22 protein-coding genes and 2 tRNA genes are annotated in these 26,544 nt (G+C 73.7%); 5 read left to right on the forward strand and 19 right to left on the reverse strand.

Translation table 11 applies throughout. The features are described from left to right. Positions 1-55: 55 nt before the first annotated feature. A tRNA-Glu gene (locus ACR9E3_RS13790) sits at positions 56-128 on the reverse strand. Between the two features lie 48 nt (positions 129-176). Next, positions 177-248 (reverse strand) — tRNA-Gln (locus ACR9E3_RS13795). Between the two features lie 177 nt (positions 249-425). Here ACR9E3_RS13795 and ileS point away from each other — a divergent pair. The 3 genes from ileS to ACR9E3_RS13810 all read left to right on the forward strand — a co-directional run bounded on the left by ileS (position 426) and on the right by ACR9E3_RS13810 (position 6,270). Further along, positions 426-3,578, forward strand: coding sequence for an isoleucine--tRNA ligase (gene ileS / locus ACR9E3_RS13800; protein ID WP_460380853.1), 3,153 nt, complete (start codon positions 426-428; stop codon positions 3,576-3,578). A gap of 123 nt (positions 3,579-3,701) precedes the next feature. Then, positions 3,702-4,370 carry a hypothetical protein gene (locus ACR9E3_RS13805; protein ID WP_460380855.1) on the forward strand — a complete coding sequence of 223 codons (669 nt, stop codon included), beginning with the start codon at positions 3,702-3,704 and terminating at the stop codon, positions 4,368-4,370. A gap of 94 nt (positions 4,371-4,464) precedes the next feature. Continuing rightward, on the forward strand, positions 4,465-6,270 hold the full coding sequence (locus tag ACR9E3_RS13810; protein ID WP_460380856.1) for a LamG-like jellyroll fold domain-containing protein: 1,806 nt from the start codon (positions 4,465-4,467) through the stop codon (positions 6,268-6,270). Here the strand turns inward: ACR9E3_RS13810 and ACR9E3_RS13815 are convergent. The 13 genes from ACR9E3_RS13815 to ACR9E3_RS13875 form a co-directional block, all read right to left on the reverse strand. Continuing rightward, the gene (locus ACR9E3_RS13815) at positions 6,252-7,538 is read right to left on the reverse strand and encodes a hypothetical protein (protein WP_460380857.1); all 1,287 of its coding nucleotides are present in this window, start codon (positions 7,536-7,538) and stop codon (positions 6,252-6,254) included. The two genes, ACR9E3_RS13810 and ACR9E3_RS13815, sit on opposite strands and share 19 nt — an antisense overlap. Next, positions 7,531-8,079, reverse strand: a complete 549-nt coding sequence (locus ACR9E3_RS13820) for a UGSC family (seleno)protein (RefSeq protein ID WP_460380858.1) — start codon at positions 8,077-8,079, stop codon at positions 7,531-7,533. Before ACR9E3_RS13820 ends, ACR9E3_RS13815 begins: the two co-directional genes overlap by 8 nt. Positions 8,080-8,090: 11 nt before the next feature. Continuing rightward, positions 8,091-9,380, reverse strand: coding sequence for an FAD-dependent oxidoreductase (locus tag ACR9E3_RS13825; RefSeq protein ID WP_460380859.1), 1,290 nt, complete (start codon positions 9,378-9,380; stop codon positions 8,091-8,093). A 1-nt stretch (position 9,381) separates the two neighbouring features. Then, positions 9,382-10,173 (reverse strand): ABC transporter permease, encoded by a 792-nt coding sequence (locus ACR9E3_RS13830; RefSeq protein WP_460380860.1) that lies wholly within the window; start codon positions 10,171-10,173, stop codon positions 9,382-9,384. A gap of 1 nt (position 10,174) precedes the next feature. Further along, on the reverse strand, positions 10,175-11,038 hold the full coding sequence (locus ACR9E3_RS13835; protein WP_460380861.1) for an ABC transporter ATP-binding protein: 864 nt from the start codon (positions 11,036-11,038) through the stop codon (positions 10,175-10,177). 1 nt (position 11,039) lies between these two features. After that, the gene (locus ACR9E3_RS13840) at positions 11,040-12,095 is read right to left on the reverse strand and encodes an ABC transporter substrate-binding protein (RefSeq protein WP_460380862.1); all 1,056 of its coding nucleotides are present in this window, start codon (positions 12,093-12,095) and stop codon (positions 11,040-11,042) included. A 127-nt stretch (positions 12,096-12,222) separates the two neighbouring features. Then, the gene (locus ACR9E3_RS13845; RefSeq protein WP_460380864.1) at positions 12,223-13,206 is read right to left on the reverse strand and encodes a LysR family transcriptional regulator; all 984 of its coding nucleotides are present in this window, start codon (positions 13,204-13,206) and stop codon (positions 12,223-12,225) included. 55 nt (positions 13,207-13,261) lie between these two features. Then, the gene (locus ACR9E3_RS13850; RefSeq protein WP_460380865.1) at positions 13,262-14,095 is read right to left on the reverse strand and encodes an alpha/beta fold hydrolase; all 834 of its coding nucleotides are present in this window, start codon (positions 14,093-14,095) and stop codon (positions 13,262-13,264) included. Next, complete coding sequence (locus ACR9E3_RS13855) at positions 14,092-15,159, reverse strand: amidohydrolase family protein (RefSeq protein WP_460380866.1); 1,068 nt, start codon at positions 15,157-15,159, stop codon at positions 14,092-14,094. Before ACR9E3_RS13855 ends, ACR9E3_RS13850 begins: the two co-directional genes overlap by 4 nt. Next, positions 15,156-16,259 (reverse strand): amidohydrolase family protein, encoded by a 1,104-nt coding sequence (locus ACR9E3_RS13860; protein WP_460380868.1) that lies wholly within the window; start codon positions 16,257-16,259, stop codon positions 15,156-15,158. The genes ACR9E3_RS13855 and ACR9E3_RS13860 overlap by 4 nt, the downstream gene beginning before the upstream one ends. Continuing rightward, a complete protein-coding gene (locus tag ACR9E3_RS13865; RefSeq protein WP_460380869.1) occupies positions 16,256-16,681 on the reverse strand; it encodes a Rieske (2Fe-2S) protein in 426 nt (141 codons plus the stop codon). The genes ACR9E3_RS13860 and ACR9E3_RS13865 overlap by 4 nt, the downstream gene beginning before the upstream one ends. A gap of 60 nt (positions 16,682-16,741) precedes the next feature. Continuing rightward, positions 16,742-18,073, reverse strand: coding sequence for an MFS transporter (locus ACR9E3_RS13870; RefSeq protein ID WP_460380870.1), 1,332 nt, complete (start codon positions 18,071-18,073; stop codon positions 16,742-16,744). Between the two features lie 48 nt (positions 18,074-18,121). Further along, a complete protein-coding gene (locus ACR9E3_RS13875) occupies positions 18,122-19,297 on the reverse strand; it encodes a CaiB/BaiF CoA transferase family protein (protein ID WP_460380871.1) in 1,176 nt (391 codons plus the stop codon). Between the two features lie 165 nt (positions 19,298-19,462). Between ACR9E3_RS13875 and ACR9E3_RS13880 the strand changes: the two genes are divergently transcribed. Continuing rightward, positions 19,463-20,878 (forward strand): class F sortase, encoded by a 1,416-nt coding sequence (locus tag ACR9E3_RS13880; protein ID WP_460380872.1) that lies wholly within the window; start codon positions 19,463-19,465, stop codon positions 20,876-20,878. A gap of 12 nt (positions 20,879-20,890) precedes the next feature. Beyond that, positions 20,891-21,652, forward strand: a complete 762-nt coding sequence (locus tag ACR9E3_RS13885) for an AIM24 family protein (protein WP_460380873.1) — start codon at positions 20,891-20,893, stop codon at positions 21,650-21,652. Between the two features lie 509 nt (positions 21,653-22,161). On the opposite strand, the gene ACR9E3_RS13890 is transcribed toward ACR9E3_RS13885, so the two are convergent. From ACR9E3_RS13890 to ACR9E3_RS13905, 4 genes are all read right to left on the reverse strand, one after another. Continuing rightward, positions 22,162-22,896, reverse strand: a complete 735-nt coding sequence (locus tag ACR9E3_RS13890) for a thermonuclease family protein (RefSeq protein WP_460380874.1) — start codon at positions 22,894-22,896, stop codon at positions 22,162-22,164. Between the two features lie 122 nt (positions 22,897-23,018). Next, positions 23,019-24,665, reverse strand: coding sequence for a lysine--tRNA ligase (gene lysS / locus ACR9E3_RS13895; protein ID WP_460380875.1), 1,647 nt, complete (start codon positions 24,663-24,665; stop codon positions 23,019-23,021). 43 nt (positions 24,666-24,708) lie between these two features. Next, positions 24,709-25,503, reverse strand: a complete 795-nt coding sequence (locus ACR9E3_RS13900) for a fumarylacetoacetate hydrolase family protein (RefSeq protein ID WP_460380876.1) — start codon at positions 25,501-25,503, stop codon at positions 24,709-24,711. Between the two features lie 27 nt (positions 25,504-25,530). Continuing rightward, positions 25,531-26,466, reverse strand: coding sequence for a hypothetical protein (locus ACR9E3_RS13905; protein WP_460380878.1), 936 nt, complete (start codon positions 26,464-26,466; stop codon positions 25,531-25,533). Between the last annotated feature and the right edge of the window lie 78 nt (positions 26,467-26,544).

A 26,544-nucleotide genomic window follows, 5' to 3' on the forward strand; every position in this document is an offset into this window, starting at 1 on the left:
CCCCCGCAACGACGAAACGCGGTGCACCGTCACCGGCGCACCGCGTTCGTGGATGTAGCCCCGAGGGGATTCGAACCCCCGCTACCGCCTTGAGAGGGCGGCGTCCTAGGCCGCTAGACGACGGGGCCCTAGGAGAACGGCGACGACTCTAGATCACGGTCCGCCACCGCTCGCAGCTGGGGTACCAGGACTCGAACCTAGAACAACTGAACCAGAATCAGCCGTGTTGCCAATTACACCATACCCCATGGCGATCACCGAGCGTGACACATCGGCCCGCCCGGCAACGGCGACCAGTCTAGGACATCGGCTCCCCCGGACTCGACACCCCCCGACCGGGGCGACGGCCCCGCAGGTCAGAGCCCGGACTCGCGTCCCGGTAGCCTGGGTGAGTTGGGCAGCCGCACGACCAGGAAGATCGAGACGTGAGTTCTTCGCCCGCCCCCGGCAACGGGAGCAAGCCTGCGTTCGCCTCCCTCCCCGCGAGCGTGGACCTGCCCGCGATCGAGCGCGAGGTCCTGGCCCGCTGGGCCGACCGCGACGTGTTCCGTCGCACCCTCGAGCGCACCGGGGACGGTGAGCCGTGGATCTTCTACGAGGGCCCGCCGACCGCGAACGGCCAGCCCGGCACCCACCACGTCGAGGCCCGCGCGTTCAAGGACCTCTTCCCCCGCTTCAAGACGATGCGCGGCTACCACGTGCCCCGCCGCGCCGGCTGGGACTGCCACGGCCTGCCCGTCGAGCTGGCCGTCGAGAAGGAGCTCGGCTTCACGGGCAAGGGCGACATCGAGTCCTACGGCATCGCCGAGTTCAACGCGGCGTGCAAGGAGTCGGCGCTGCGCAACGTGAGCGCCTTCGCCGCGATGACCGAGCGCATGGGCTACTGGGTCGACCTCGACGAGGCCTACCTGACCATGGCCCCGCGCTACGTCGAGAGCGTCTGGTGGTCGCTCAAGAAGATCTTTGACGACGGCCTGCTCGTCGAGGACCACCGCGTCACCCCGTACTGCCCCCGCGACGAGACGCCGCTCTCGGACCACGAGGTCGCGCTCGGGTACGAGGACGACTTCGACCCCTCGGTCTACGTCCGCTTCCCGCTCACCGACGGCCCGTGGGCGGGCGCCGACCTGCTGGTCTGGACGACGACGCCCTGGACGCTGCCCTCGAACACGGCCGTGGCCGTCGCCCGCGACATCGCCTACGTCCGCGCGACGACCGGGGACGGGGACGACCTCGTCGTCGCCGAGGACCTGCTGTCGGTCCTCGGGGAGGGCGCCGAGGTCGTCGATCGCGCGACCGGCGCCGACCTGCTCGGCAGCCACTACCGCCGCCCGCTCGACCTGATCCCCGACGAGCGCTTCGGCGACGCCCACCGCGTCGTGCACGGTGACCACGTCACCACCGACGCCGGCACCGGCCTGGTGCACATGGCCCCCGCCTTCGGCGCCGAGGACCACCTCGTGGCGAAGGCCGAGGGCCTCGAGATGGTCAACCCGATCGGCCCGAACGGGCACTTCGACGACGACGTCCCCCTGATCGGCGGGATGTTCTTCAAGGCGGCCGACCCGACGCTGGTCGAGGAGCTGCGCGCCCGCGGCGTGCTGTGGCGCTCGGAGTCCTACGAGCACTCGTATCCGCACTGCTGGCGCTGCCACACGCCGCTGATCTACTACGCGCTGCCGTCGTGGTTCATCCGCACCACCGCGATCCGCGACCGGCTGGTCGAGGAGAACGAGCGGACGAACTGGTACCCGCCGCACATCAAGCACGGCCGCTACGGCGGCTGGCTCGAGAACAACGTCGACTGGGCGCTCTCCCGCAACCGGTACTGGGGCACGCCGCTGCCGATCTGGCGCAACGACGCCGACCCGTCCGAGATGGTCTGCGTCGGGTCGCTCGCCGAGCTCGGTGCGTGGGTCGGCCGGGACCTCGCCGAGCTCGACCCGCACCGCCCGTTCGTCGACGAGGTCACGTTCCCGGCGCCGAGCGGCACGGGCACGATGCGCCGCGTCACCGACGTCATCGACGTCTGGTACGACTCGGGCGCGATGCCGTTCGCCCAGTGGGGCGCGCCGCACCACCACGAGGCCGACTTCGAGGCGGCCTACCCCGCGCAGTACATCTGCGAGGCCATCGACCAGACCCGCGGCTGGTTCTACTCGCTCATGGCCGTCGGCACGCTGGTGTTCGACCGGTCCTCGTACGAGAACGTCGTCTGCCTGGGCCTGTTGCTCGACGAGCAGGGCCGCAAGATGTCGAAGCACCTGGGCAACGTGCTCGACCCCTTCGAGCTGTTCGACTCCCACGGCGCCGACGCGGTCCGCTGGCTGATGCTCGCCCAGGGCTCGCCGTGGGTCGACCGCCGCGTCGGGCACGAGGCGCTGCGCGAGATCGTCCGCAAGATCCTGCTGACGTACTGGAACACGGCGTCGTTCCTGGTCACGTACGCGAACGCGTCGGGGTGGACGCCGGGCGAGCGGGTCACGAGCGACCACCCCATGGACCGCTGGGTGCTCGGCGAGCTCGCGACCTGCGTCCGCGAGGTCACCCGCGCGCTCGACGACTTCGACTCCTCCAGCGCCGGCCGGGCGATCACCGCGTTCGTCGACGACCTGTCGAACTGGTACGTCCGGCGCTCCCGGCGCCGCTTCTGGCACGGCGAGCCGGCGGCCCTGTCGACGCTGCACACGTGCGTCGAGACGCTCTCGCGGCTCATGGCCCCGTTCACGCCGTTCGCCACCGACTACCTGTGGACGCTCCTGCAGGGCGACGTCGTCGACGGCGCGCCGGACTCCGTGCACCTGGCCGACTGGCCCGTGCTCGACGAGACCGCGATCGACCCGGGCCTCGCCGAGCGCATGGCGCTCGTGCAGCGGATCGTCGAGCTGGGCCGCTCGACGCGGGCCGCGAGCGGCGTGCGCACGCGCCAGCCGCTCTCGCGTGCCGTCGTGGCCGCTCCCGGGTTCGCCGACCTCGCATCCGACGATCAGGGGCGGGGCCTGCTCGCCGAGATCGCCGAGGAGCTCAACGTCGGACGCGTCGAGGCGGCCGGGTCGGACCTCGTCGAGGTCGTGGTGAAGCCGAACTTCCGCGCGCTCGGCAAGCGCTTCGGCAAGCAGACGCCCGTGGTGGCCGAGGCCGTCAAGGCGTCCACCGACGCGCCGGTCGACGGGACGCTGACGGTCGTCGTGGACGGCGCGGAGATCGCGCTGTCCGGCGACGAGATCCTCGTCGAGGAGACCCCGTGCGAGGGCTGGGCGGTGCGCTCCGAGGGCGGCCTCTCGGTCGGCCTCGACACCGAGCTCACCGACGAGCTGCGCGCCGCCGGGCTCGCCCGCGACGTCGTGCGCGTCGTGCAGGAGGCCCGCAAGACCCGCGGCCTCGAGGTGTCCGACCGCATCGCGCTGACCTGGGCCGCCGACCGCGCCGACGTCGCGGACGCCGTGCGCACCCACGCCGGTTCGATCGCCGAGGAGGTGCTCGCGGTGTCGATGACCGAGGGCGCCGTCAACGGGGGTGCCGCGGCACGCTCCGACGATCTCTCGCTCGCCGTGGCGATCACCCCGGCGGGGGCATGACGGGCGCGTCGGTGCGCGACACGCCGACGTGATCGTCACTCGTTAGGCTTTACGAGTTAAGGCTAGATCGACTTTCGTCTGACGGACAGATGAGTACTGACCGTCGTGCGGAAGGTGATCCAGATGGCACGGGACTCCTCGTCCCCGCAGCAGCGCCGGTTCGTCCGGCTGATCGTCGGGGCCGGTCTCGTCGGCGCGTTGTTCATGTCGTTGGCGATGACGAACACGTTCTCGGCGTTCGTCGCGACCATCACGAACAGCAACGACACCGCCGCGGCCGGCTCCCTGGTCCTGCAGGAGTCCGGCGCGGCCGGCACCACCCCGTGCAACAGCTCCGACGGCGGCGGCGTCAGCACCAACACCGCCACCTGCGCGACGTTCAACAAGTACGGCGGCAGCACCACCATGACGCCGTCGAACGCCACCGGGACCACGAACAACATCGTCACGACGGTGAACTTCAAGAACACCGGCACGCTCCCGGCGACGGCGTTCACGATGGGCTTCGGTGCCTGCACGCAGCCCGCCGCCCCGGCCGGCGCGGGCACGGCGACCGATTTCTGCAGCAAGCTGCACGTCAAGGTCACCTCGGGCGCGACGGTCGTGCAGGCCGACACGGTCGCCTCGGCCCTGGCCAACACGACGGTCACCCTGCCCGCGGCGCTCGTCCCGGCCGCCAACTCCGGCTCGACGATCCCGTTCACCTTCACCGTCTATCTCGACAGCACGGCCGGCAACACCTACCAGGGACTGTCCGCCTCGCAGCCGATCACCTGGACGCTCACCAGCTGACGGGAGACGGAGCGAGAGCGAGCTCGACCCCGACGTCCCGACACGACTGAGAGCAGCTGTGGGTACACGCGACCCCGGCACCGACCCCGACGCGGTGACCGCTCCCCTCCCGCTGCCGCTCCCCCCGCAGGACCCCGCCCGGCGACCGTCGTCGCGGGTGCCGGGCGTGCTGGTCGCCGTCGCGATCCTCGCCGTCTTCGGCGCGGCGCTGACCTGGCACCCCACGGGGGGCCGCTGGCAGATCATCTCCACCCCCTCGATGGGCACGGCCGCCCCGGTGGGCTCGGTGGTGCTGACCCGCCCCGCCGTCAAGGGCACGGCGGGCGACGTCGTCACCTTCCGGCCGCCGGAGGGCGGGCACTCGGTGACCCACCGGGTGGTCGCCGTCGACCCCGACCCCGCCGGGCCCGGGCTGCGCACGAAGGGCGACATCAACGGCGCGGCGGACCCGTGGGTGCTGCACGCCCCGGACCTCACCGGCACCGTCGTCGCCGTCGCCCCCGGCCTCGGGTGGCTCGTGCGGGCACTGCCCGCCCTCATCGCGGGCGTCGTCCTGCTCTGGTGGGCGACGCGGCGGTGGCTGCCGTGGCGGTGGGCGGTGCCCACGCGCGTGCTCGGTCTGTCGATCCTGCTCGGGGCGACCAGCCTCGTCCTGCGACCGTTCGTGGGGACGACGACCCTCGCGACCGTCGCCGAGGCCGACCGCACGAACATCACCCTGGTCTCGACCGGGCTGCTCCCGACCCGCGTCACGGCCGACACCGGCGGCGAGCTCGACCTCGTCAGCGGCCAGGTCGGGCTGCTCACCACCCCGCGGTCGCCCGAGGCCCAGGGCAACGTGCTCACGAGCGGGGTGCACATGCCGTGGTGGCTGTGGATCGTGATGACGGGCTGCTGGCTCCTGCCGATGGTCTACGGCCTGGTCGCCGCCCGGCGCCACCCGCTGGTCGAGGGCCCCGGCGGCGGGGGCACGGACGACCGTGGTCCGCCCCCGCCGCTCGACCCCGACACCGACCCGGGCCCGTCCGACCGCCGACGCGGACCGGGCACGGCGACCACGTCCCTCGGGATGGCGCTGGCGCTCGCGCTGACGGTCGCGCCGAGCCCCACCCTCGCGGCCTTCACCGCGCGCGTGGCCAACTCCACCGACACCGCGACGGCGAACCCCTACTTCACCTGTCTCGGCGCCACGGCGGGGCTCGGCAGCAGCAACTACATCGCCTGGCCCCTCGACGACGCGAACGTCGCCAACCTCGCGACCGCCCGCTCCCTGACCGGCGGGACGACCGGCACCTACAACGGCCTCCTCGGCTTCACCACCGCCCCGACCAAGCCCTGTCCCCGCGACACCCCGGCGCGCGCGACGACGTTCAACGGCTCCGCCGTCCTGACGCCCTACGTCGCCACGACCAGCACGACCGCGATCGCGAGCACGAACGTCTTCTCGATCGTCACCTGGTTCCGGACGAACACCGCCACCGGCGGGCGGATGGTGGGCTGGGGCAGCTCCCGCACGGGGCTCACCGCCAGCGGCTACGACCGGCACCTGTACATGACCAACGCCGGGCAGCTCGTCTTCGGCGTCTACACCAACGCCACGAAGACCGTCACCAGCCCCGTCGCCTACAACGACGACCAGTGGCACCTCGCGGCCACGCTCTCGGCGGCCGGCATGGTGCTCTACGTCGACGGGACGCAGGTGGCCGCCGACCCGACGACCACGACCGCCGAGGGCGGCACGACGCGCACCGGCTGGTGGCGCCTGGGCTGGGACAACCTCAGCGGCTGGCCCTCCGCGCCGACCACCCCCGCGTGGGCGGGCAGCATGTACGACGCCGCCGTGCTGACGAACGCGCTCACCGCGGCCCAGGTCGCCCAGCTCTACCGCTCCGGTGTCTGATCCGCGGGCAGGCTGAGCTCACCGAGACGCCATCCGGAGCCCGCGAGGGCGTCGGTCAGCACCCCGGCGATCACGGGACGCGGGGCCAGGCAGTCCTCGCACGCGTCCGGGCCAGCGGTGATGTCGACCGCGACGGCGCCGTCGCGCACGCTCCACCGGAGCTCGTAACCGTCGCGGCCGACGAGGTGCCGCAACGGGGCCAGCGCGCCGTCGAGGTCGCCGTCCTCGACCGCCACCGTGGGCGGCGGGCCGCCGCGGGGCCCGAAGGTGTCGACGACCGCCGAGACCCCCGCGTTCGCGGCGCCGGCGACCACCACGAGCACCGCGTCCGGCGAGGTCAGCGCGTGGAGCCCGGACTCCACGTGGCCGGTGGCCTCGGGGTGGTCGTCGGGCACCCGCCAGCGCGTCGTCGACGACACCGCGGACTTGCCGACCGCGGCGAGCCGCTCCCGGTCGATCCACGACTCCTCGTGGACGGCGCGGGACACGTCGGCCTTCGACCAGCCGGCGTCGGCGAGCAGGTGCGCGTGCTCCGGGGAGAGCACGAGCGCGGCGCTGGTGCTGGCGTGCAGCAGCGCACCGGTGCGCGCGGCGGTGCCCGCGAGGTCGCGCAGCAGCTGCTCGGGGCGCGCGGTGTGCCGGGCCTCGACGTGGACGATCGAGCGGATGACGATCGCGGTGACGGTGCTCGCCGCCGCGTCGAAGCCGAGGTCGACGTGCAGCGGGTCCCACGGGCTCGCGGCGGCGTTCTCGGCCAGGCAGCACGTGTGCTTGGCCGGCGTGCCCTGGGTGGCCTGGTCGAGCTCGCCCGGGCGCAGGCCGAAGATCGTGATCGCGGCGAGCCGGATCGCCCGGCCGATCGTCGCGTTGGCGCGGACCCCGGAACCGAAGACGTTCCCCGCGGCGTTGAGCCCGATCCGCTCGGCGACCGGGCCGTTGACCAGCACCATCGGCGCCGTGCCGGTGGTCGACTGCCAGATGCCGCGGCCCGGGTAGCGCTCGGCGCGCAACGAGTCCCACGCCGCGAGGACCACCGGGAAGTACTCCGGGCGGCAGCCGGCCATCACGGCGGTGACGGCGGCCAGGCGCACGGTCGCGGCGCGCCCGATCTGCGGCAGGTCGAGCAGGACCTCGTCGGGGTCGCGGGCCGTCGTGGCGAGGAACTCGGCCAGCGCGTCCTCGGTGCACGGCACCACCGGCAGCCCGTCGGTCCAGCCCGCGTCGTAGCAGTGCTCGATGGCCGCGCGGGCCACCCGTGGGTCAGGCATCGGTCACCCCCAGGATCGCCAGCACCCGCGGGAGGATCGCCTCCGCCCGCGCGGCGACGCCGTCGCGGTCGAGGCTCGCGAGCGGATGGGGCAGCACCGCGTACGGGAAGTCGGGGTGGCCCTGGACGCGGGCCATCGCCCCCGCGGCGGCGGTGAACGCGTCGGTGCACAGCGACACGGCCGGCACGCCCGCGCGCTCGAGTGCGATCCCGTCGGCCAGACTGGCCGCGCTGCAGGAGCCTCAATCGCCGATCGCGGTGACGGCCACGTCGCAGGAGCGCAGCATCCGCAGGATCTGGTCCTCGTCGGCCGGGGTGCCGAAGTAGCCCTTGGTCTCGCGCACGACGGCGGCGAGCCGGAACCGGGCGTCCAGCCGGTCGGCGACGGCGTCGAGCAGCGCCGCGGCGTTGGGCTTGCCGTTGTCGAGCAGGCCGAGCCGCAGGCCGGTCAGCGCCGCCGGCCGCGGGGTCAGGGCCGGGTCGGTGTCGCGCGCTCCGCCGCCCGACGGGTCGAGGATCGGCGGGTCCCAGGTGATCGTCATCTGCGTGCTCCTCAGGAGTCGAGGTTCGCCGTCAGCCGGGCGCCGAGCGCGGCGTGGTCGATGTCGTGCACGGAACCGGTGCCCGCGAGGTCGAGCGCGTGCGCGGCGCCCACGCCCATGGCCGAGCACGGGCCCATGACCCGCACGCTCGAGAGCGCGGCCGCGTCGCCGTCGACGCAGCGCCCGGCGGCGACGAGGTTCGCGACGCCGGGCGGGGTCATCGCCGCGAGCGGCACGTAGTGCACGTGGTCGGCGTCGAAGGTCTCCCACACGTAGCCCTCGACGCGGTCGTGCAGCTCGATGGGCCAGGCGGTGCGGGCGACGGCGTCGGTCGGGCGCCGCCCGGACCGCACGTCGTCGACGGTGACCTGCCCGGCGCCGACGATCCACCGCGTCTGGCGGCGTCCCGGGAACCCGTAGGCCCGCACACGGGCCTTCCCGAACGCCGCGGGGAACTCGGCGCGCAGGAACGCCACCACGCGGTCGGCCTGCTCCCGGCCCTCGAGCTGGGCCGCGGCGGCCGCCACGGGGTCGAGCGGCGCCTCGACGTGGGTCATGTTCATCACCGCCTGGTCGCGGCCGGTGAAGAAGAACGCGAGCCCGTCGCGGCGCACGAGCCCGTAGTCCGCGACGCGGGCGCCGACGCGCGCCGCGAGCTCGGCGGGGTCCGGCTTCTGGTCCTCGTCGAGGTGCTCGAGCACGATCTGCTGGCTGCCGTAGATCGGGCGCTCGGGCACGCGGCAGGGCAGGCCCGCGTGCCAGGTCAGCGCCGCGTCCCCGCTGGCGTCGACGAACCCGTTCGCGTCGACGACGACGTCGCCGTACCGCGTGGCGGCACGGACCCTCCGGACCCGCCCGTCGGTGACGTCGACCCCCTGCACCGACGCCCCGAGCACGACCCGGATCCCGGCGTCGCGGACGGCCCGCTCGACCCACCGCCCGAGCGCCACCTCGTCGTAGCTGACCGTCACGGTGTGCCGGTGGTGATAGGCGAGGTCCCCCGACGCGCCGAGGTCGGCGAGGATCCCGTCGAACACGTGACGGGTCAGCCGGTGGTACCCCGGCGCGTTGCCGAACACCCCGCAGAACAGCCCGATCAGCGACGTGACCATCTGACCGCCCAGCACCGGCAGGGCGTCGACCAGCACGACGTCGCGACCCAGACGGGCGGCCTCGAGCGCGGCGGACACCCCGGCGATCCCCGCGCCGACCACGCACACGTCCGCGCGCAGCACGTGCGGCGCCTCGGCGGCCGGACGGACGACGGTGTCGAGCCGCAGCGGCGTCAGGGGATGCGGCACGTCACGCGAACTCCTTCTCGCTCACCGACTCGTGCCACGGGATCACGAGGCGCTTCGCCATGTTCACGGCGAAGAAGAGCACCGAGCCGACGGCGGCGAGCAGGACGATGACCGCGAACAGCGCCGGGGCGTCGAGGGCGTTGAGGCTCGAGACCACGAGGAAGCCCAGCCCCTCGTTGCCGCCCAGGTACTCGCCCACGATCGCGCCGATCACCGAGAAGACGATCGCGACCTCCATGCCGGCGAAGACGTAGGGCAGCGTGCTCGGCAGCTCGAGGTTGCGGAACGTCGACCACCGGCTCGCGCCGAGGCCGCGCATGACGTCGCGGTGGCCCGGGTCGACCGACCGCACGCCGAGCAGCACGTTCAGCAGGATCGGGAAGAACGCCAGGATCGCGGCCATGATCACCTTCGAGGTGAGCCCGAAGCCGAACCAGATCACGAAGATCGGGATGAGGGCGACCTTCGGCACGACCTGGAAGGCGACCAGCGCCGGGCGCATCGCGACCTCGAGCCACGCGACCCGGCCGAGGACCCACCCGCCGAGCACCCCGAGCACCAGCGCGATGACGAAGCCGGTGAGCACCTCGGAGACGGTCACCTGCACGTGGCCCCATGTCTCCGGGTCGACCAGCAGCTCGCCCAGCGATGCGCCCACCGCCGACGGGGGCGGCAGGACGAACTCCGAGATGCCGAACAGCGAGACCGCCAGCGACCAGACGACCACCAGCAGGACGAGCAGCACCGGCGCCGAGACCCACGGCAGCCACTTCGAGAGACCGCGCTGTTCCATGTCAGTCCTCCTCCCATGGTCCAGCTCCGCTTCGCTCCGTGTCCTCCTCGTCCAGCGCCCCGCGCAGCGACCGCACCGTCTCCCGGAAGGCGGGCTCCACGTCGATCTCCAGCTCGCGGGGGCGGGCGAGGTCGACGTCGACGACGGAGTGGATGCGGCCCGGCCGCGGGGAGAGCAGCACGACGCGGTCGGCCAGGAAGACCGCCTCGGGGATCGAGTGGGTCACGAACACGACGGTGGCCCCCGTGCTCGCCGCGATGCTCTGCAGCTCCATGTTCATCCGGTCGCGGGTCAGGGCGTCGAGCGCGCCGAAGGGCTCGTCCATGAGCAGCACGCTCGGGTCGCAGCTCAGCGCCCGGGCGATGGCCGCGCGCTGGCGCATCCCCCCGGACAGCTCGCGCGGCAGCGACTTCTCGAAGCCGCCGAGCCCGACCAGGTCGCACAGCTCGTGGGCCCGTGCCCGCCGCGTGGCCCGATCGGTTCCGCGCAGCTTGAGCGGGAGCGCGACGTTGTCCTCGATGGAGAACCAGGGGAAGAGGTTCGCGTCCTGGAAGACCAACCCGAAGCGGCTGACGGTCTCCTCGTCGCGCCGCGTCCCGCGCCACACCGGGCGCCCGCCCGCGCGCACCTCGCCGGCGGTCGGCGGGAGCAGGCCCGCGAGGATCCGCAGCAGGGTGGTCTTGCCGCAGCCGGAGCGGCCGACCAGCGCCACGAACTCGCCGCTCGCCACGCTCAGGTCGATGCCGCGCAGGGCCTCGGTGCTGCCCCGCCGCGAGCTGTAGACCTTGTCGACGCCCGCCAGCTCGAGCTCGGGGTGCACGACGGCACCCGCGGGGGCCGCTTCTTCCAGGAGGTGGTCGGTCATGTCAGGTCCCGAGCAGGTCGTTGGTGAACCAGGGGTCGGGCTGGAGACCGCCGGGCATGATCCGGGCGGCGGTCAGCTCGGCGTAGGTGGCCTGCCAGCGTGCGGGGTCGGTGCGCATGAGGTTCTGCGGTCCCGCCGCGTTCCAGTTCGCGGTGTAGGCCCGCAGGCTGGTCTTCGCCAGCTCGGTGTCCTGCAGGATCGGGAAGTCGTAGCGGCTGCGGATGGTCGCGAGCGTCTGGTCGCCGGTCGGGTCGGCCAGCACCGCGCCGACGGCCGACCGGATCCCGCGCAGGTAGCGGGTCATGAGGTCGCGGCTGCGCGGGTCGTCGAGCTGGGGGCGCGACGTCGCGTAGAGCTGGGCGCCGCTGGTGATCACGTCGGCCGGGTTGAACACGACCGCGTCCGGGCGCTGGGTGCGCAGCTGCTCGGAGGTGTCCAGCGACGCGACGTAGGCGGCGATGCGGCCCTGCGCCACGAGGTCGAACACCCCCGGCGCGACGCCGACGACCTGGCGCTGGACCGTGGCCGGGTCGACGCCGCCGCGGGCGAGCACGAGGTCGAGGGTGGTCTCGCTGGTGCCGCCCTGCGACGGCAGCCCGATCGTCTTGCCGGCGAAGTCGGCGGGCGTCCGGATCGGCGCGCTCGCCGCGGAGACCATCCGCACCGTGACCTGCTGGAGCATCGTGCTGACGTTGACCAGCGGCGCGTTGCGCTGGCCGACGGCGATCATCGTCTCGATGTCGCCGATGCGGGACACGAGGGCGCTGCCCGCGATGAGCGTCTGGATCGCCTGGGCCGACCCGCGCGTGGTCTGGAACTGCACGTCCAGGCCCTCCCGCGCGAAGTGCCCCCCGGCCGCGGCGACGAGCTCCGGGGTGAAGGAGAGCGTCTCCAGCGGCAGGACGTTGAGGAAGACGACCCGCTCGCCGGACCCGCCGGGCCCGGAGGAGCAGGCGGGGACGACCACCGCGGCGGCCCCGACCGTCGCGGCGAGGCCGGCGCGGTGCAGGAACCGGCGGCGCGACAGCGCCGGGGTCATCGGGAACGACGTCGTCACCCGAGCCTCCTCGTCTGGCCTCGTGGTGGCGCGCCCGGGGAATGGTGGAAACGCATCCCTCGACGGCCGAAATCACACTACGAACGATTCCGATCCGACGGGAAATCAGTAGTTCGAATTGACGTCATCATCCGGGTGTATGGCCGACCGGCGTGATCGTTCCGAGATCGGCGTCGGGAGAGATCCGCGCCGCCCGACGGACGACGCCGCGCAACCACCGGTGCGACGGGTCGTCGTCGACGCGGTGGTGCCACCAGAGGCACTCGACGATCTCGGGCGGGTCGCCGGGACACGGCACGATGACGAGGTCGGGGTGGTCGGCGAAAGTCACCGCGAGGCGCCGCTGCATCACGGCCACCCGGTCGGTGCCGGCCACGAAGTACGGCGTCGCGCGGTAGCTGTCGACGCGCACCGCGACCCGCGGGCGCCGCGACAGCCGCGCCAGCAACGGGGTCAGCGGGTAGCTGGCCGGATAGCCGCCGTCGGGATGGTGCGGCACCACCCACGGCAGGTCCTCGAGGTCGGCCAGGGTGAGCCGGTCGGCGGCCGGGTGGTGCCGGTCGAGCACGCAGACCCACCGGTCGCGGAAGAGCTCGAGGTCGCGGATGCCCGCGGTCCGCAGGGCCTGCGTCGGCGAGGAGATGATCCCGTCGATCACACGGAGGGTGTCGAGCGGATCGGTCGGCAGTGCCTCGTTCACGATCTTGACGTGCAGGCGCGTCCCGGGCGCCTCGCGGTACATCGCGCGTGACAGCGACTCGCCGAGCGCGCAGACCGCGTAGTCGGGCATGAGGAGGGTGAACTCGCGCTGCGAATCCTCCGGCCGGAAGTCCCCGGTGGTCACGAACAGGGCCTCCAGGCCCTCGCACACCGGCTCGACCTGCCCGGCGAGCTGCTCGGCGAGCGGCGAGAGCACGAACTGCGCGCCGTTGCGGACCAGCAGCTCGTCAGCGAAGTGGCGGCGCAGCCGCAGCAGGGCGGCGCTCGCGGCGGGCTGCGTCACCCCGATCCGCTCGGCGGCCCGGGTCACGTTGCGCTCGCGCAGCAGCTCCCGGAGGAAGACGACGAGGTTGAGGTCGAGGTTGGCCAGCGACGCGCGGGGGCGGCTCATCGGTGACCCGCCGTCGGTGGCATGCCCGATTCTGGTGGGTCCGGGACCTTCCGCGTCAACGGTCGAGGAGCTCCCGCAGCGCCGCCAGCGTCTCCGCGGGGCGCTCCTCGGCGACGTGGTGGCCGCAGTCGAGGGCCCGGCCGGTGGCCGCGGGGGCCCACCGCCGCCACGTCCCGAGCGGGTCGGGCGCCCTCCCCAGCGGTCCCGTCCGGCCCCAGAGCACCAGGGTCGGGCAGGCGATCGCGCGCCGGCCGCGGTCGGCCTCGTCGTGGGCGGCGTCGTCGGTGACGCCGGCCCGGTAGTCGGCGCACATCGCCGCGACGACCTCGGGGCGGCGCCAGGCGTCGCGGTAGGGCTCGGGATCGGGCACGTGGCGGGCGAAGAACGCGTCCGGGTCGGCCAGGATCATCCGCTCCGGCACACCGCCGGGCTGGGCGAGGAAGAACCAGTGCCAGGCCGCGAGCGCGAAGGCCGCGTCGACGGCGGCCAGCACGTCCCCGGTCGGCAGGACGTCGAGCACGGCGAGCGCGGTGACGACCTCGGGGTGGTCCAGGGCGAGCCGGTAGGCGCAGCGGGCACCGCGGTCGTGGCCGACGACGGCGAAGCGCTCGTGACCCAGCGCCGCCATCACCGCGACCTGGTCGCCGGCCATGGCGCGCTTGTCGAACCGCGCGGTCGCGGATGCGGTGCTGGCCCCGTATCCCCGCAGGTCCGCCGCGACGACGGTGTGGTCGCGGGCGAGGTCGGGCGCGACGGTGTGCCACATGGCCGAGGTCTGCGGCCACCCGTGCAGGAGCAGGACCGGCGGTCCGTCACCGGCGGTGTGGACGCGGATGCGGACGCCGGACTCGGTCGGGACGTCGCGCGGAGCGAAGCCGGGCAGGGTCACAGCCGGTACCAGGCGACGGCGTTGTCGCGTGTCACCGCCGCCCGCTCGTCGTCGGTGAGCGCGTCGAGCAACCACCCTCCGCCCGGCCCGTGGTCGTGGGGGTGGTCGCTCGCCCAGAGCAGCGCGCCGGTCCCGCCGAGCAGCTCGAGGACCTCGCGGATCCGCGCGGGGTCGGGCGGGAGCGCGGCCGGCGCCGTCGTGAACCGCACGTGCTCCCGCACGATCTCCGAGGGCCGCCCGGCGACCCAGGGCACCTCGCGCCAGACGCCCTTCCAGTCCTTGTCGAAGCGCCACAGCAGGGCCGGCAGCCACGAGAAACCGCACTCGACCAGCGTCACCCGCAGCTCCGGTACCGCGGCGAACGCGCCCTCGGTGACCAGGCTGGTCAGCTGCGCCTGGGCGGCCACCTGCGAGTTGGTCAGGTAGTCCTCGACGTAGGTGTGGGTCAGCCCGGACGGGGTCCCGGCCTGCCCGGCGCGTCCCCACGCGTGCAGGCCGACGACCAGACCGTGCTCGGCGGCCGCCTCGAGGACGGGACGGTGCCGCACGTTGCCCCACGGCGCGTCGGTGCGGACCGGGAGCAGCACCTGCACGACACCGGGGTGCGACCCCACCCGCTCGATCTCCGCGACGGCGGCCCGCGTGTCGAGCGTGGGCACGACGATGCTCGCCCGCAGGCGGGTGTCCCGGGCCAGCCACTGCTCGAGGAGCCAGTCGTTGACGGCCCGGGTCAGCGCCGCCTCGTAGTACGGGTTGCGGTTGACCGGGAACGCGCTGGTGCAGCTCAGGACCGCGGTCTGCAGGCCGGCCGGGTCGAGGAGCGCGTCACGCAGCGCGTCGACGGTGCCCGCCGCGGGTAGCAGCCCGGCCTCCCGGGCGGCGGGCGTCGCGCTCGTCGGCGCGCCCGGCGGGTAGGCACCGGCCTGGGTCGGCGAGAGCGCGAGGCCCGCGTCGCGCACGTAGCCGCGCCAGTAGGCGTCGAAGGAGCCGCCGAGCTCGTCGAGGTGCGCCGGCGCGCAGTGGACGTCGCAGTCGACCGCGCCCGTCCCGACCGCGGTGCTCACCCGGCGTCCCGCGCCGGCAGTCCGTAGAGGCGGCAGGCGTTCGCGCCCATCACGGTGTCCCGGATCGCGGACGGGAAGCTGCGCGGGGCGTGGCGCGGCGAGTCGAAGTCCCAGTGCGGGTAGTCCGAGGCGAAGAGGATCCGGTCGTCCATGTCGAGGTGGCGCAACGCGAGCTCGAGGTGGCGCGGGTCGTCGGGCTCCTCGATCGGCTGCGTGGTGAACCAGACCCGCTCCCGCACGATCTCCGACGGCGGCCGCCGCAGGTGGGGGACGTCCTCGCGCAGCGTCGCCCACGCCTGGTCGAGGGCCCAGAGCAGCGGACCGGCCCACGCGATCCCGCCCTCGATCAGCACGAGCTGCAGCGTCGGGAACTCCTCGAAGACGCCCTCCAGCAGGAAGCTCATGAGCAGGGCGGCCATGGTGTTGCCGTTCCAGACGTGCTCCTCGAGGTAGAACGAGGGCCAGCCGGCGGACCGGTGCTGGGCGAGGCCGCCGGTGTGGGCGGCGATCGGCAGCCCGGCCTCCGCGGCCGCCGCGAAGATCGGCCAGTAGTTCCGGCGCCCCACGGACAGCTCCGTGCCGGTCGACAGGAGCACCTGCACGAACCCGGGGTCGCCGGCCCGGCGGCGGATCTCGGCGGCCGCGAGGTCGGGCGCCTCGTGGGGGACGGCGATCGAACTGCGCAGGCGCGGCTCCCGGTCGAGCCACTCCTCGCGGATCCAGGTGTTCAGCGCGCCGCACAACGCGGCCGCGTACTCCGGCGCCTCGACGCCCCAGCTGTGGCCCTGCAGCGGGATGAGGATGCCGTGGTCGACGTCGAACTCGTCGAGGAGCTGGTCGCGCACCATCCCGAGGTCGCTGCCCGGGAAGCCGCCGTCGGGCCACGCGTCGACGCGGAAGCCGGCGTTGCGCACCCGCGGGTAGATCTCCGGCGGCCCGGGGACGCGGCTGCCGAACATCTCCCACCGGCGGCGGTGGGCGGGCGCGAGCCGTGCCGCGACGTCGGGCGCCAGGGCGTGGGGGTGGATGTCGGCGTCGACGAGGGTCCGCGCGGTGCGCTGTCGTCCGGGCCGTGTGCTCGGCGCTGCAGTGGTCGTCATCCGGGCTCCTCCCCGCGGGCCGTCGTGTCGACCACGACCCACGCGTCCTCCACGTGCACCGGGAACGTCTCGGCGACGTACGGGCCGGGCTCCCGCGCTCCCACCGAGACCCCGTAGGTCCGGACCGGCGCCTCCCCGGGACCGAGGAACGACTGGCCGGTGGCGAGGTCGTACTCCCAGCCGTGCCAGGGGCACGCGAGCAGCGCGTCCTCGCCGTCCACGCGGTAGTCGCCCGGCGCCGCGGAACGGAGCCACGGCGCGACCCGTCCCAGGCACAGCGGCCCGCCCTGGTGCGGGCAGTGGTTGTTCAGGGCGTAGAACCGGTCACCGACCCGGAACACGCCGATCGACCGGCGCCCCGCCTCGACGATGCGCCGCTCCCCCGGCCCGAACTCGTCGAGCCGCGACACCACGATCCTCACGCGATCGATCGTAGGAATGCACGCCGCGGCCCGAGAAACAGCGATCGGGAATGGCGCGCATCAATTCGGCTGATGCCGCACCGCGTCGTCCTCCGCGTCGTCCCCCGCGTCGTCCTCCGCGACCTCCTCCTGCGACCGCGCGGACCCCTCGCGCAGGCCGAACACCGCGAGCAGCGTCAGCAGCGACAGCGCGGAGACGTAGAGCGCGATCGGGGTCGACGAGCCCGTCGCGCCGAAGAGCGCGGTCGCGACCAGCGGCGTGATCGCCCCGCCGACCATCCCGCCGATCTGGTAGGCGATGGAGATCCCGCTGTAGCGCACGCGGACCGGGAAGATCTCACTGAACAGCCCGCCCTGGGCGCCGGCCATGATCCCCTGGACCACCGCCGCGACGGCGAACCCGAGTCCTGCCAGGGCTGCGGACCCCGTGTTGACCAGCGCGAACATCGGCAGCGGCCAGAGGACGGCGGTGATCGCCCCGACGACGTACACGGGGCGCGCGCCGTACCGGTCGGAGAGCATCGCGGCCACGACGATCGTCGCCACCCAGATCACCGTGGAGATCATGATCAGCGTGAGGAGTGTCGTGCGCTCGTAGTCGAGCACCGTCGTTCCGTAGCTGAGCATGTAGACGATCACGGTGTAGCCGACGGCCGGCGGCGCGATCGACGCCAGGCTGGCGAGGCCGAGCACCCGCGGGTGCCGGCGCACGAGCTCCGCGACGGGCACCTGGCTCGTGGTCCGCTCCCGCTTCACGCGCTCGAACTCCGGCGCGTCCTGGAGCCGGCTGCGCACGACGAAGCCCACGACGACGAGCACCACCGACAGCAGGAAGGGGACGCGCCAGCCCCACGAACGGAACGCCTCGTCGGGCAGACCGGCGACGGCGAGGAACGCCAGGTTCGAGGTCAGCACGCCGATCGGGACCCCGAACTGCGCAAAGCTGCCGTAGAGCGCGCGCTGCCGGCGGGAGGCGTGCTCGGTGGCGATCAGCACCGCGCCGCCCCACTCGCCGCCGACCCCGAAGCCCTGGACCACGCGCAGCGCCACCAGCAGCAGCGGGGCGCCGATGCCGATCGCCGCGTACGTCGGCAGCAGGCCGATCAGCGCGGTCGCCCCGCCGGTGAGCAGCAGCGTCAGGACGAGCATCGCCTTGCGGCCGAGGCGGTCGCCGAAGTGGCCGATGACCGCCGCACCCAACGGGCGCGCGATGAAGCCCACCGCGAACGTGGCGAACGCGGCGAGCGTGCCGGCCACCGAGGAGAACTGCGGGAAGAAGAGGCTCCCGAACACCAGCGCCGCGGCGGTGCCGAAGATGTAGTAGTCGTACCACTCGATCGACGTGCCGACGAAGCTCGCCGTGAAGATGCTCCTGCGGGAGGGACCGGCCATGGTGCGGCAGGGAAGCGCACCCGCTCGGGCGAGGACAAGCGGGCGGCGTCAGGTCTTCCGGAACTCGGAAAGGACGGCGTCGGTGTGCTCGCCGACGTCCGGGATCGCACCCATCCGCAGCGGGCGGCCCGGCAGCCCGATCGGCGGGACCAGGGCGGGCACCGCGCCCGCCGGGGAGCCGACGGTGCGCCAGCGGTCGCGGGCGGTGTGCTGCGGGTGGCGCAGGACGCCCTCGTCGCCGACGAGGTCGCGCTGCCGGGCGTGCGCGATCCCGGCGCCGGCGAGGCGCGCGACCACCTCCTCGCCGTCGAGAGCGCCGAGCACCGCGTCGATGGCGGCGTGCAGCTCGGGGCGGTGCTCGAGCCGTGCGGACCCGGTGGCGAAGCGCTCGTCGGTCGCCAGCCCCTCGTCGCCCAGGACCTCGGCGCAGAAGCGCGCCCACTCCCGCTCGTTCTGGATCGCGAGCACCACCTCGGTGCCGTCGCCTGCGGCGAAGGTCCCGTAGGGCGCGATCGCGGGATGCGACGTCCCGGCGCGCCGCGGAGCGCGTCCGGCGCCCGCGGCGTAGGTCAGCGGGAAGCCCATCCACTCGCTCAGGGCGTCGAAGAGGCTGACCTCCAGCGCGGTCCCCTCCCCCGTGCGCTCGCGGTCGTAGAGCGCGGCGAGGATGCCGGAGAACGCGTACATCCCGGCCCCGATGTCGGCGGCGGGTATGCCGGCCTTCGCCGGGTGCTCGGGCGTGCCGGTCATCGTCACCAGCCCCGTCTCGGCCTGGATGAGCAGGTCGTAGGCCTTCGCGTCGCGGTAGGGGCCGTCGGCGCCGTAGCCCGAGATGCTGCAGTGGACCAGCCGCGGGTGCTCCCGGCGGAGGTCGTCGGCGCCGAGCCCGAGGCGTTCGGCGGCCCCGGGGGCGAAGTTCTGCACGAAGACGTCGGCGCGGGCGAGGATCCGCCGCAGCGCGGCGAGCGCCTCGGGGTCCTTGAGGTCGAGCGTCACGCTCTCCTTGCCGCGGTTGAGCCAGACGAAGTGGCTCGAGAGACCGCCGACGACCGTGTCGTAGTCGCGCGCGAAGTCCCCGCGGCCCGGGCGCTCGATCTTGATGACGCGGGCGCCGAGGTCGGCGAGGTGGCGGGTCGCCAGCGGCGCGGCGACGGCCTGTTCGCACGCCACGACCAGGACGCCGTCGAGCGGGAGGGCGGGTGTGCCGGGGTCCGCATCGGTCATGACGTGATCGTGCCGCGCGGGTCGCATCCCCGCGCGATGCCGCTCGTTGTGACGAACGCGCCAGTCGATCTCCTGAACCGACTCGCCCGTTCGGACGAACGACGCGGGGTCGGGGCTGGGATGTGACCACGGCGAGCAGCGGGAGACGGCGGAATGGGACCACGGATGGGTCGACTGATCGGGCGGCGCGCGGGCACGGCCGCGCTCGCGCTCACCACGACGGCCCTCGCGATCGGCGGGACGGGCGTCCTCGCCCAGGCCGGGGTGGTGTCGCTCGCCGTCGCGCCGTCCTCGCAGTCGGCGCCGACCGACCAGGGCCTGCTGCGCGTCGCCCACCTCTCGCCCTCGACCGGCGCGGTCGACATGTACGCCGAGGGGCCCGGGCTCCCGTTGACCAAGGTCGCGTCCGGCGTCTCCTACCGCGGCCTCACCGGCTACCTCCCGGCCGCGCCCGGCGTCTACACGCTGCAGGCCCGCCCCGCCGGCGCCGCCGCCACCTCGCTGCCGGCGCTGACCGCGAGCGTCGCCGTGACCGCCGGGTCCGCCCAGACCGCCGCCTTCGTCGACGTCGGTCCGAACGGGACCCCGCAGGCGGAGATCCTCGCCGACCGCACCGCCGCGCCCGCCGACGGCCGGGCCCTCGTGCGGGTCGTGTCCGCCGCGACGGGCGTCGGCGCCGTCGACGTCACCGCCCGCGGCGGCGGGCCGCTCGCCGACGACGTCTTCTACGGCGCGGCCTCGGACTACGCCACGGTGGACGCGCGGGTCTGGACGATGGACGTCACCACCAGCAATGGTCAGACCACCCAGGTCACGCTGCCCGTCGCGAGCCGGTCGGTGAGCTCGGTGATCGTCACCCGCGACCCGCAGGGCGCGCTCGCCGTCGTCGCGGTCCCCGACGCCGCCACCGCGGGGCCGGAGGGCGCCCCGAGCTCGTCGTCCTCCTCCCCGACCGGCGCGACCCCGACACCGACCGCGTCGGCCGGGCCGTCGACGTCCCCGAGCCCGACGCCGCGGACGCGCACGACCCCGAGCGGGGGCGTGCCGGCGGGCTTCGGAGGTCTCGCGGGCGCGTCGGCGCCGACCCCGGTCGCCCGTCCCATGCCGGTGCTCGCCGTCCCCGCCGCACCGCGGGCGGGCCTGCGTCCCACCGGCCTGTCCGTGCCGGCGCTCGGCATCTCGGCCGGCTCCCTGCAGGACCTGGCCGTCGACGGCGGCGGGGCGCTCCAGGCGCCGACCGGCCCGCAGGACCTCGGGTGGTTCACCGACGGGGCGGTGCCCGGGCAGTCCGGCCCGGCCGTCGTCGTCGGGCACGTCGACTCCTGGCAGGGGCCCGGCGTCTTCGCGCGGCTGCACCAGTTGCGCCCCGGAGACGCGATCGACGTCCCCCGCAGCGACGGCTCCGTCGCGCGCTTCGTCGTCGACTCGGTGGAGCAGTTCGGCAAGGACACGTTCCCGACCGACCGCGTCTACGGCCCCACGGCCACGCCCGCTCTGCGCCTCGTGACCTGCGGCGGGCCGTTCGACCCACGGACCCGCTCGTACGTCGACAACGTCGTCGTCTTCGCCTCCCCGCGCTGACAGACTCACCGCATGCGCAGCAACCTGTTCGCCCCGGAGAACCAGGAGCAGGAGTCCGCGCAGCCGGGCCTGCGTCTGCAGAACTCGAAGATGCTCAAGGCCGAGCTCAACGGCGAGTTCCTCGCCCGGCAGGGCTCGATGGTCGCGTTCCAGGGTCAGGTGCACTTCGAGGCGCTGGGGTCCGGGGGGATCGGCGGCTTCATCAAGCAGCAGCTGACCGGCGAGGGCGTGCCGCTGATGAAGGTCACGGGCCGGGGCGACGTCTTCCTCGCCGACGCGGCCCAGGACGTGCACCTCATCGACCTCGAGGGCCCGCACGACGCGCTGTCGATCAACGGCAAGAACGTGCTCGCCTTCGAGCCGTCGCTGTCCTACGACATCCAGATGGTGCAGGGCGCCGGGATGATGTCGGGAGCGGGGCTGTTCAACTGCGTCTTCTCGGGACGGGGCCGGCTGGCGATCACGTGCAAGGGCACGCCGGTGGTCCTCACCGTCGACCAGCCCACCTTCGCCGACCCCCAGGCCGCCGTCGCCTGGTCGGCGGGGCTGCAGACCGGCGTGCACCGCGCCGACCAGGTCGGCCTCGGCACGCTCTTCGGCCGCACCACCGGCGAGGCCTTCACGATGGGCTTCTCGGGACACGGCTTCGTGATCGTCCAGCCCTCCGAGGAGGTCCCGGCGGGCGCCGGCGTCGGCGGCGTCGGCGGGCAGGGCGGTGGCCAGCAGGCGGGCCAGGGCGGCGTCGGCGGCGTGCTCGGGAGCTTCCTGCGCTGACGTGGCTGGCGTCGGCGTTCGGGGTAGGGAGCGAGGGGCGCCTTCGCTGCGTCGCGCCGGGAGCGAGGGGCGCCCTCGCTGCGTCGCGTGGGGCGCGAGGGGCGCCTTCGCTGCGTGCGACGCAGTCGGGGCGGCCCTCGGTCCTCGGCGCCTCGCGAGGGGCACATTCCGCAGGCTGCGGCGCCTGTCGATCATGCGCAACGTGCCGGTCGTGGGCGGGCCGGGCGCCGATGCGACGCCCCAGCATGATCAGGAGCACCTCATCGAGGGGTTCCCGGCTGCCCCGGTGCACCACGCGCCCCTGATCTCCCACGCGGATGCAGAGCGATCTCCGGCGGCGCGGCGATCTCCCGCGCCTGGCGGAGCGATGGACGCCTCCGCTGCGTGCGACGCAGCCAGGGCGTCCCTCGCTCCCTCGGCGTCCCTCGCACCCTCGGCGTCCCCCGCACCCAGGGCGTCCCCCGCACTCGGGGCGTCCCCCGCACCCAGGGCGTCCCTCGCTCCCGGCGTCAGCGGCCCTCGCCGCAGTAGCCGTCGTTGTCGCCGTCCCGCTCGCCGGGCAGGCAGGGGTGTCCGGTGTTGCCGGTGTGGCGCCGACCGGGCGAGGGGACGTACGTGCCGTCGTCGTCCGACGTGTCCGGGACGTAGACGGGGTCGGGCGCCGGCGTGTAGTCCGGCTCGTCGCAGGTGCGCCCGCCCGTGTCCAGCGAGCGCAGCCGCGCCAGACGGCTCGCGGACGCGTCGTTGTGGCCCTCGTACACCGCCGTGTGGGAGCCGGTGACCATGTACTCGCCCATGTCGCTGCCGTAGGTCGTGGAGACGTAGCGCAGCATGCGGCCGTAGCGGTCGCGGTCGACGCCGGGCTCGGCGGTCAGGGTGACCTGCGCGCCCGTCAGGAAGCCCTCGGCCGCCGACTTCGCGTCGTCGCCCTCGTCGGTCGACATCTCGCACGAGTCGATGCCGAGCACGCGGACCTCGTCGCCGTTGTCGAGCGCGAACGAGTCGCCATCGATGACCCGGGCGACGTGCGACGCGGTGGTCACGGGGGACGCCCCGGCCGCGCTCGGCGCCGACCAGCCGGACGAGGACGAGGACGAGGTCGGCGCGGTCACGGGGACCGCTGCCGGGGACGACGCCGCCGGGGACGACGCCGCCGAGGTGCGGGCGTCATCGTGCGAGGCGTTGCAGCCACCGACGACGGCGATGACGACGACGGCTCCGGCGAACAGACCCTTCGCGGACACGCTTCTCCCCCTGGGCGACGGACATGGTGAGTGAGGTCCGCGTCCGATGCGCGCGGTTCCACCCCGATGTCGTGCGCCGACCGGTCGCCGTTATCGGTCCGATCGGGGGAATGTTCGGCTCGTCAGCCGCCGAGCAGGTGCCGGACGCGCTCGGGACCGGCGGCGAGGAGCAACGTGGGCAGGCGCGGCCCGGTGTCGGCGCCGACCAGCAACCGGTAGACGACGACGAAGAAGCGGCGCTGGGCCGCCTTGAGCTCGTCGGTGGGCTTCACGTCGAGCGGCAGACCGGCCTGCTTCTTGGGCACGCCGTAGACGAGCGTGGTGAGCCCGTCGAGCGACCAGTCGTCGGTGAGGTGGTCGCGCAGCATCGCCACGGCCTCGCGGTCCTGCTCGTCGAGGGAGGCGAGCAGTGCGGTGTCGGGCTCGTCGCGCACGCGGGTGTGCGCATCCTCGGGCATGTAGCTCTCGACCCACTGGGTGACCCGGTCGAGGCGCGGGCGCGCGCCGTCGAGGGTGACGCCGAGCCCGGCGAGGATGCGCTCGAGCTGGGCCGGGTCGCCGGCGGTGATGTCGACGACCGAGGCGAGCGTGCGGTAGGAGACGGGCTCCGGGGTGCGGGGCAGCGCGCGCTCGGCGGTGCTCACCGCGCGGACGTGCCCAGTGGTCTCGATCCCGCCCGCCGTCCCGGCCGCGACCTTGCGCTCCAGGGCGTCCCACTCGTCGTAGAGGCGGTGCAGCTCCGCGTCGAAGGCGACCTTGATGGCCTGGTTGGGCCGACGGCGCGCGAACAGCCACCGCAGCACCGGTGTCTCGAGGATCGCCAGGGCGTCGCCCGGGGTGGGCACCGCGCCGCGGGAGCTGGACATCTTCGCCTGCCCGGTGATGCCGACGAAGGCGTACATGGGCCCGATGGGCTGCCGGCCGCGGAAGACCTCGTCCACGATCAGCCCGCCGACCTGGTACGACGAGCCGGGCGAGGAGTGGTCGACCCCGGAGGGCTCGAAGTGCACGCCCTCGTACGACCAGCGCATCGGCCAGTCGACCTTCCACACCAGCTTGCCGCGGGTGAACTCGCGCAGCGGCACCGTCTCGGAGAACCCGCAGGCGCACGTGTACGTCATCGCGGTGGTGTCGTCGTCGTACGCGGTGATCGTCGTGTCGTCGCGCCCGCAGCCGCCGCAGTAGGGCTTGAACGGGAAGTACTCGGCGCTGTTCACGACGTCGGCGTCATCGTCGGGGTCGTCGTCCTCCGCGTCCTTCTTCTTCGTGCGGAAGCGGCCGAGGATGCCGTCGATCGTCGCGCGCTCGCGCATCGCGAGCAGCACCTGGTCGCGGTAGGCGCCCGAGGTGTACATCGCGGTCTGGCTGATGCCGCGGAACGGCACGCCCAGCTCCTCGAGCGCGGCGATCATCGGGGCCTTGAAGTGGTCAGCCCAGTTCTCGTACGGGCTGCCGAACGGCGCCGGGACCTCCGAGAGCGGCTTGCCGATGTGCTCGGACCACGACGGGTCGATGCCGGCGGGGACGCGGCGGAAGCGGTCGTAGTCGTCCCAGGAGACCAGGTGCTCGCAGTCGTGCCCGCGGCGGCGGATCTCGTCGGCGACGAGGTGCGGCGTCATGACCTCGCGCAGGTTGCCGAGGTGGATCGGGCCCGAGGGGCTCAGGCCGGACGCGCAGACGATCCTGCTCTCCGGCCCGGCACGCTCGATCACCTCGTCGGCCATCGTCGACACCCAGTCCGGCTCCGGTGTCCCGGCCGTCTCCACCACCTGCGCCTGCTCCTTCTCCCGGATCGATCCCGTTCCAGCGTAGCTATCGCGCCTGGACCGGGTTGGTGAGCGTGCCGATGCCCTCGACGGTGACGCTGACCTGCTGACCGGCGGTCATGGGTCCGACGCCGGACGGCGTGCCGGTGAGGATCACGTCGCCGGGCAGGAGCGTCATGACCCGGGAGATGTAGGCGATCAGCTCGTCGATCGGGTGCAGCAGCAGGTGCGTGCGGGAGTCCTGCCGGACCTCGCCGTCGAGCTCGGTGCGGATCGCGAGGTCGTCCGGGTCGATCGTCGTCTCGATCCACGGCCCCAGCGGGCAGAACGAGTCGTAGCCCTTGGCCCGCGTCCACTGCCCGTCGGACTGCTGCAGGTCCCGCGCGGTGACGTCGTTGGCGACGGTGTAGCCGAGCACGACGTCGCGGGCGCGGGCCTCGGGGACGTCGCGGCACGGCCGGCCGATGACGATCGCCAGCTCGCCCTCGAAGTCGACGCGCTGGGAGTCCGGCGGCAGCTGGATCGCCAGGCCGGGCCCGATGACGCTCGTCGAGGGCTTCATGAAGATCAGCGGGGCCGGCGGGGCCTCGCCGCCCATCTCGTCGACGTGCGCGGCGTAGTTCTTGCCGATGCAGACGACCTTGGTGGGCAGGATCGGCGCGAGCAGCCGGACGTCGGCGAGCGGCCAGGTCCGTCCCGTGAAGGTCGGGTCGCCGAACGGGTGCTCGGCGATCTCGGCGCAGACGTCGGCGGAGGACTCGGGCTCGCCCCCGGCGGTCGAGGCGGACTGCAGGGCGGCGAACGAGACGCCCTCGGCATGGGCGATCCGGGCGAGGCGCACGGCCGCCGACCCTATCCGGCGGGGTGCTCAGACCGCGCCGGCGGCCATCGGCTCGTCCTCGTCCACCCACGACCACCGCTCGTGGTCCGGGGCGACGGCGTTCAGCTCCGCGAGGCCCGTGGCCGGCACGGCGAGGTACACGCCCTGGTCGACCCACAGCCACGCGAGACGGGTGCCGGCGGCGTGCGCGGCGCGGGCGACCTCGACGTGCAGGACGTTGCTGAGGTACTTGACGTGGCCGGCGTAGTCGAGGTCCGCCACGTCGTCGCCCAGACGCAGACGCAGGTCGTGGCGCCGGTCGTCGGTGATCTCGACGTGCTCGAGCTGCACGGCGAGCGCGTCACCGACCAGCCGGGCGAGGTCGTCGACCTGGTCGCGCAGGGTGTCGGCGAACTGCTCGACGTGGCCGTCGTGGAACGCGAGGTCCGCGAGGTGCGGCTCGGCGTCGAACCCGGGGTGCCAGAACGCGGCCTCCCCGATCGCGCCGAGCACCGACCCGGCGGTCGGCGGCTCGCCCGCGTCGGCGACGGCCTCGGCGATCGCGTCGACGTCGGGGGCGGTCGGGAGCACACCGGCCTCGCCGAGCTCCCGCAGCAACCGCTCCGTCGCCGCCCGCCCCTGCGGCGACAGCTCCGGCGGGGTCGGCGGTTGCGGCGGGGTCGGAGGCGCCGGCGTGGTCGCTGGCGTGTCAGCGTGGCGGCCACGCTGGCGTTCAACGTCAGGAAAGTCCCCACGATCTTGCGGTCGTGCCGGTGTCGCCCGGGCCCGTCGGAGGCTGCGCCAGGCCATCACGCCCAACACCGCAGGCCCCAGCGCGGCGAGCACGAACGGGAAGGCGCGGTCGACGACCGTGCGGTCCGGCCCCTCGGCCGTCACGCCGACGACGACGAAGTACGCCGCGATCCCGACGCCGCAGGCGATCTCGACGCCGGCGACCAGCATCTCCCACCACCGGGCGTTCATGATCGTGGTGCCTTTTCTGACGTTCAACGTCAGCGTGGACGCCAGGCTGACACGAGCGAAGCCGTGTCAGCGCGCTTC

It is taken from the genome of Actinomycetospora sp. C-140, assembly GCF_054796175.1.

What these genes read in the sequence shown, in the direction of transcription:
- ACR9E3_RS13805 (WP_460380855.1), top strand. Translation starts at nt 3,702, where the DNA reads ATGGCACGGGACTCCTCGTCCCCGCAGCAGCGCCGGTTCGTCCGGCTG.
- ACR9E3_RS13815 (WP_460380857.1), bottom strand. Translation starts at nt 7,538, where the DNA reads ATGCCTGACCCACGGGTGGCCCGCGCGGCCATCGAGCACTGCTACGAC.
- ACR9E3_RS13830 (WP_460380860.1), bottom strand. Translation starts at nt 10,173, where the DNA reads ATGGAACAGCGCGGTCTCTCGAAGTGGCTGCCGTGGGTCTCGGCGCCG.
- ACR9E3_RS13835 (WP_460380861.1), bottom strand. Translation starts at nt 11,038, where the DNA reads ATGACCGACCACCTCCTGGAAGAAGCGGCCCCCGCGGGTGCCGTCGTG.
- ACR9E3_RS13845 (WP_460380864.1), bottom strand. Translation starts at nt 13,206, where the DNA reads ATGAGCCGCCCCCGCGCGTCGCTGGCCAACCTCGACCTCAACCTCGTC.
- ACR9E3_RS13860 (WP_460380868.1), bottom strand. Translation starts at nt 16,259, where the DNA reads ATGACGACCACTGCAGCGCCGAGCACACGGCCCGGACGACAGCGCACC.
- ACR9E3_RS13870 (WP_460380870.1), bottom strand. Translation starts at nt 18,073, where the DNA reads ATGGCCGGTCCCTCCCGCAGGAGCATCTTCACGGCGAGCTTCGTCGGC.
- ACR9E3_RS13875 (WP_460380871.1), bottom strand. Translation starts at nt 19,297, where the DNA reads ATGACCGATGCGGACCCCGGCACACCCGCCCTCCCGCTCGACGGCGTC.
- ACR9E3_RS13880 (WP_460380872.1), top strand. Translation starts at nt 19,463, where the DNA reads ATGGGTCGACTGATCGGGCGGCGCGCGGGCACGGCCGCGCTCGCGCTC.
- ACR9E3_RS13885 (WP_460380873.1), top strand. Translation starts at nt 20,891, where the DNA reads ATGCGCAGCAACCTGTTCGCCCCGGAGAACCAGGAGCAGGAGTCCGCG.
- ACR9E3_RS13905 (WP_460380878.1), bottom strand. Translation starts at nt 26,466, where the DNA reads ATGAACGCCCGGTGGTGGGAGATGCTGGTCGCCGGCGTCGAGATCGCC.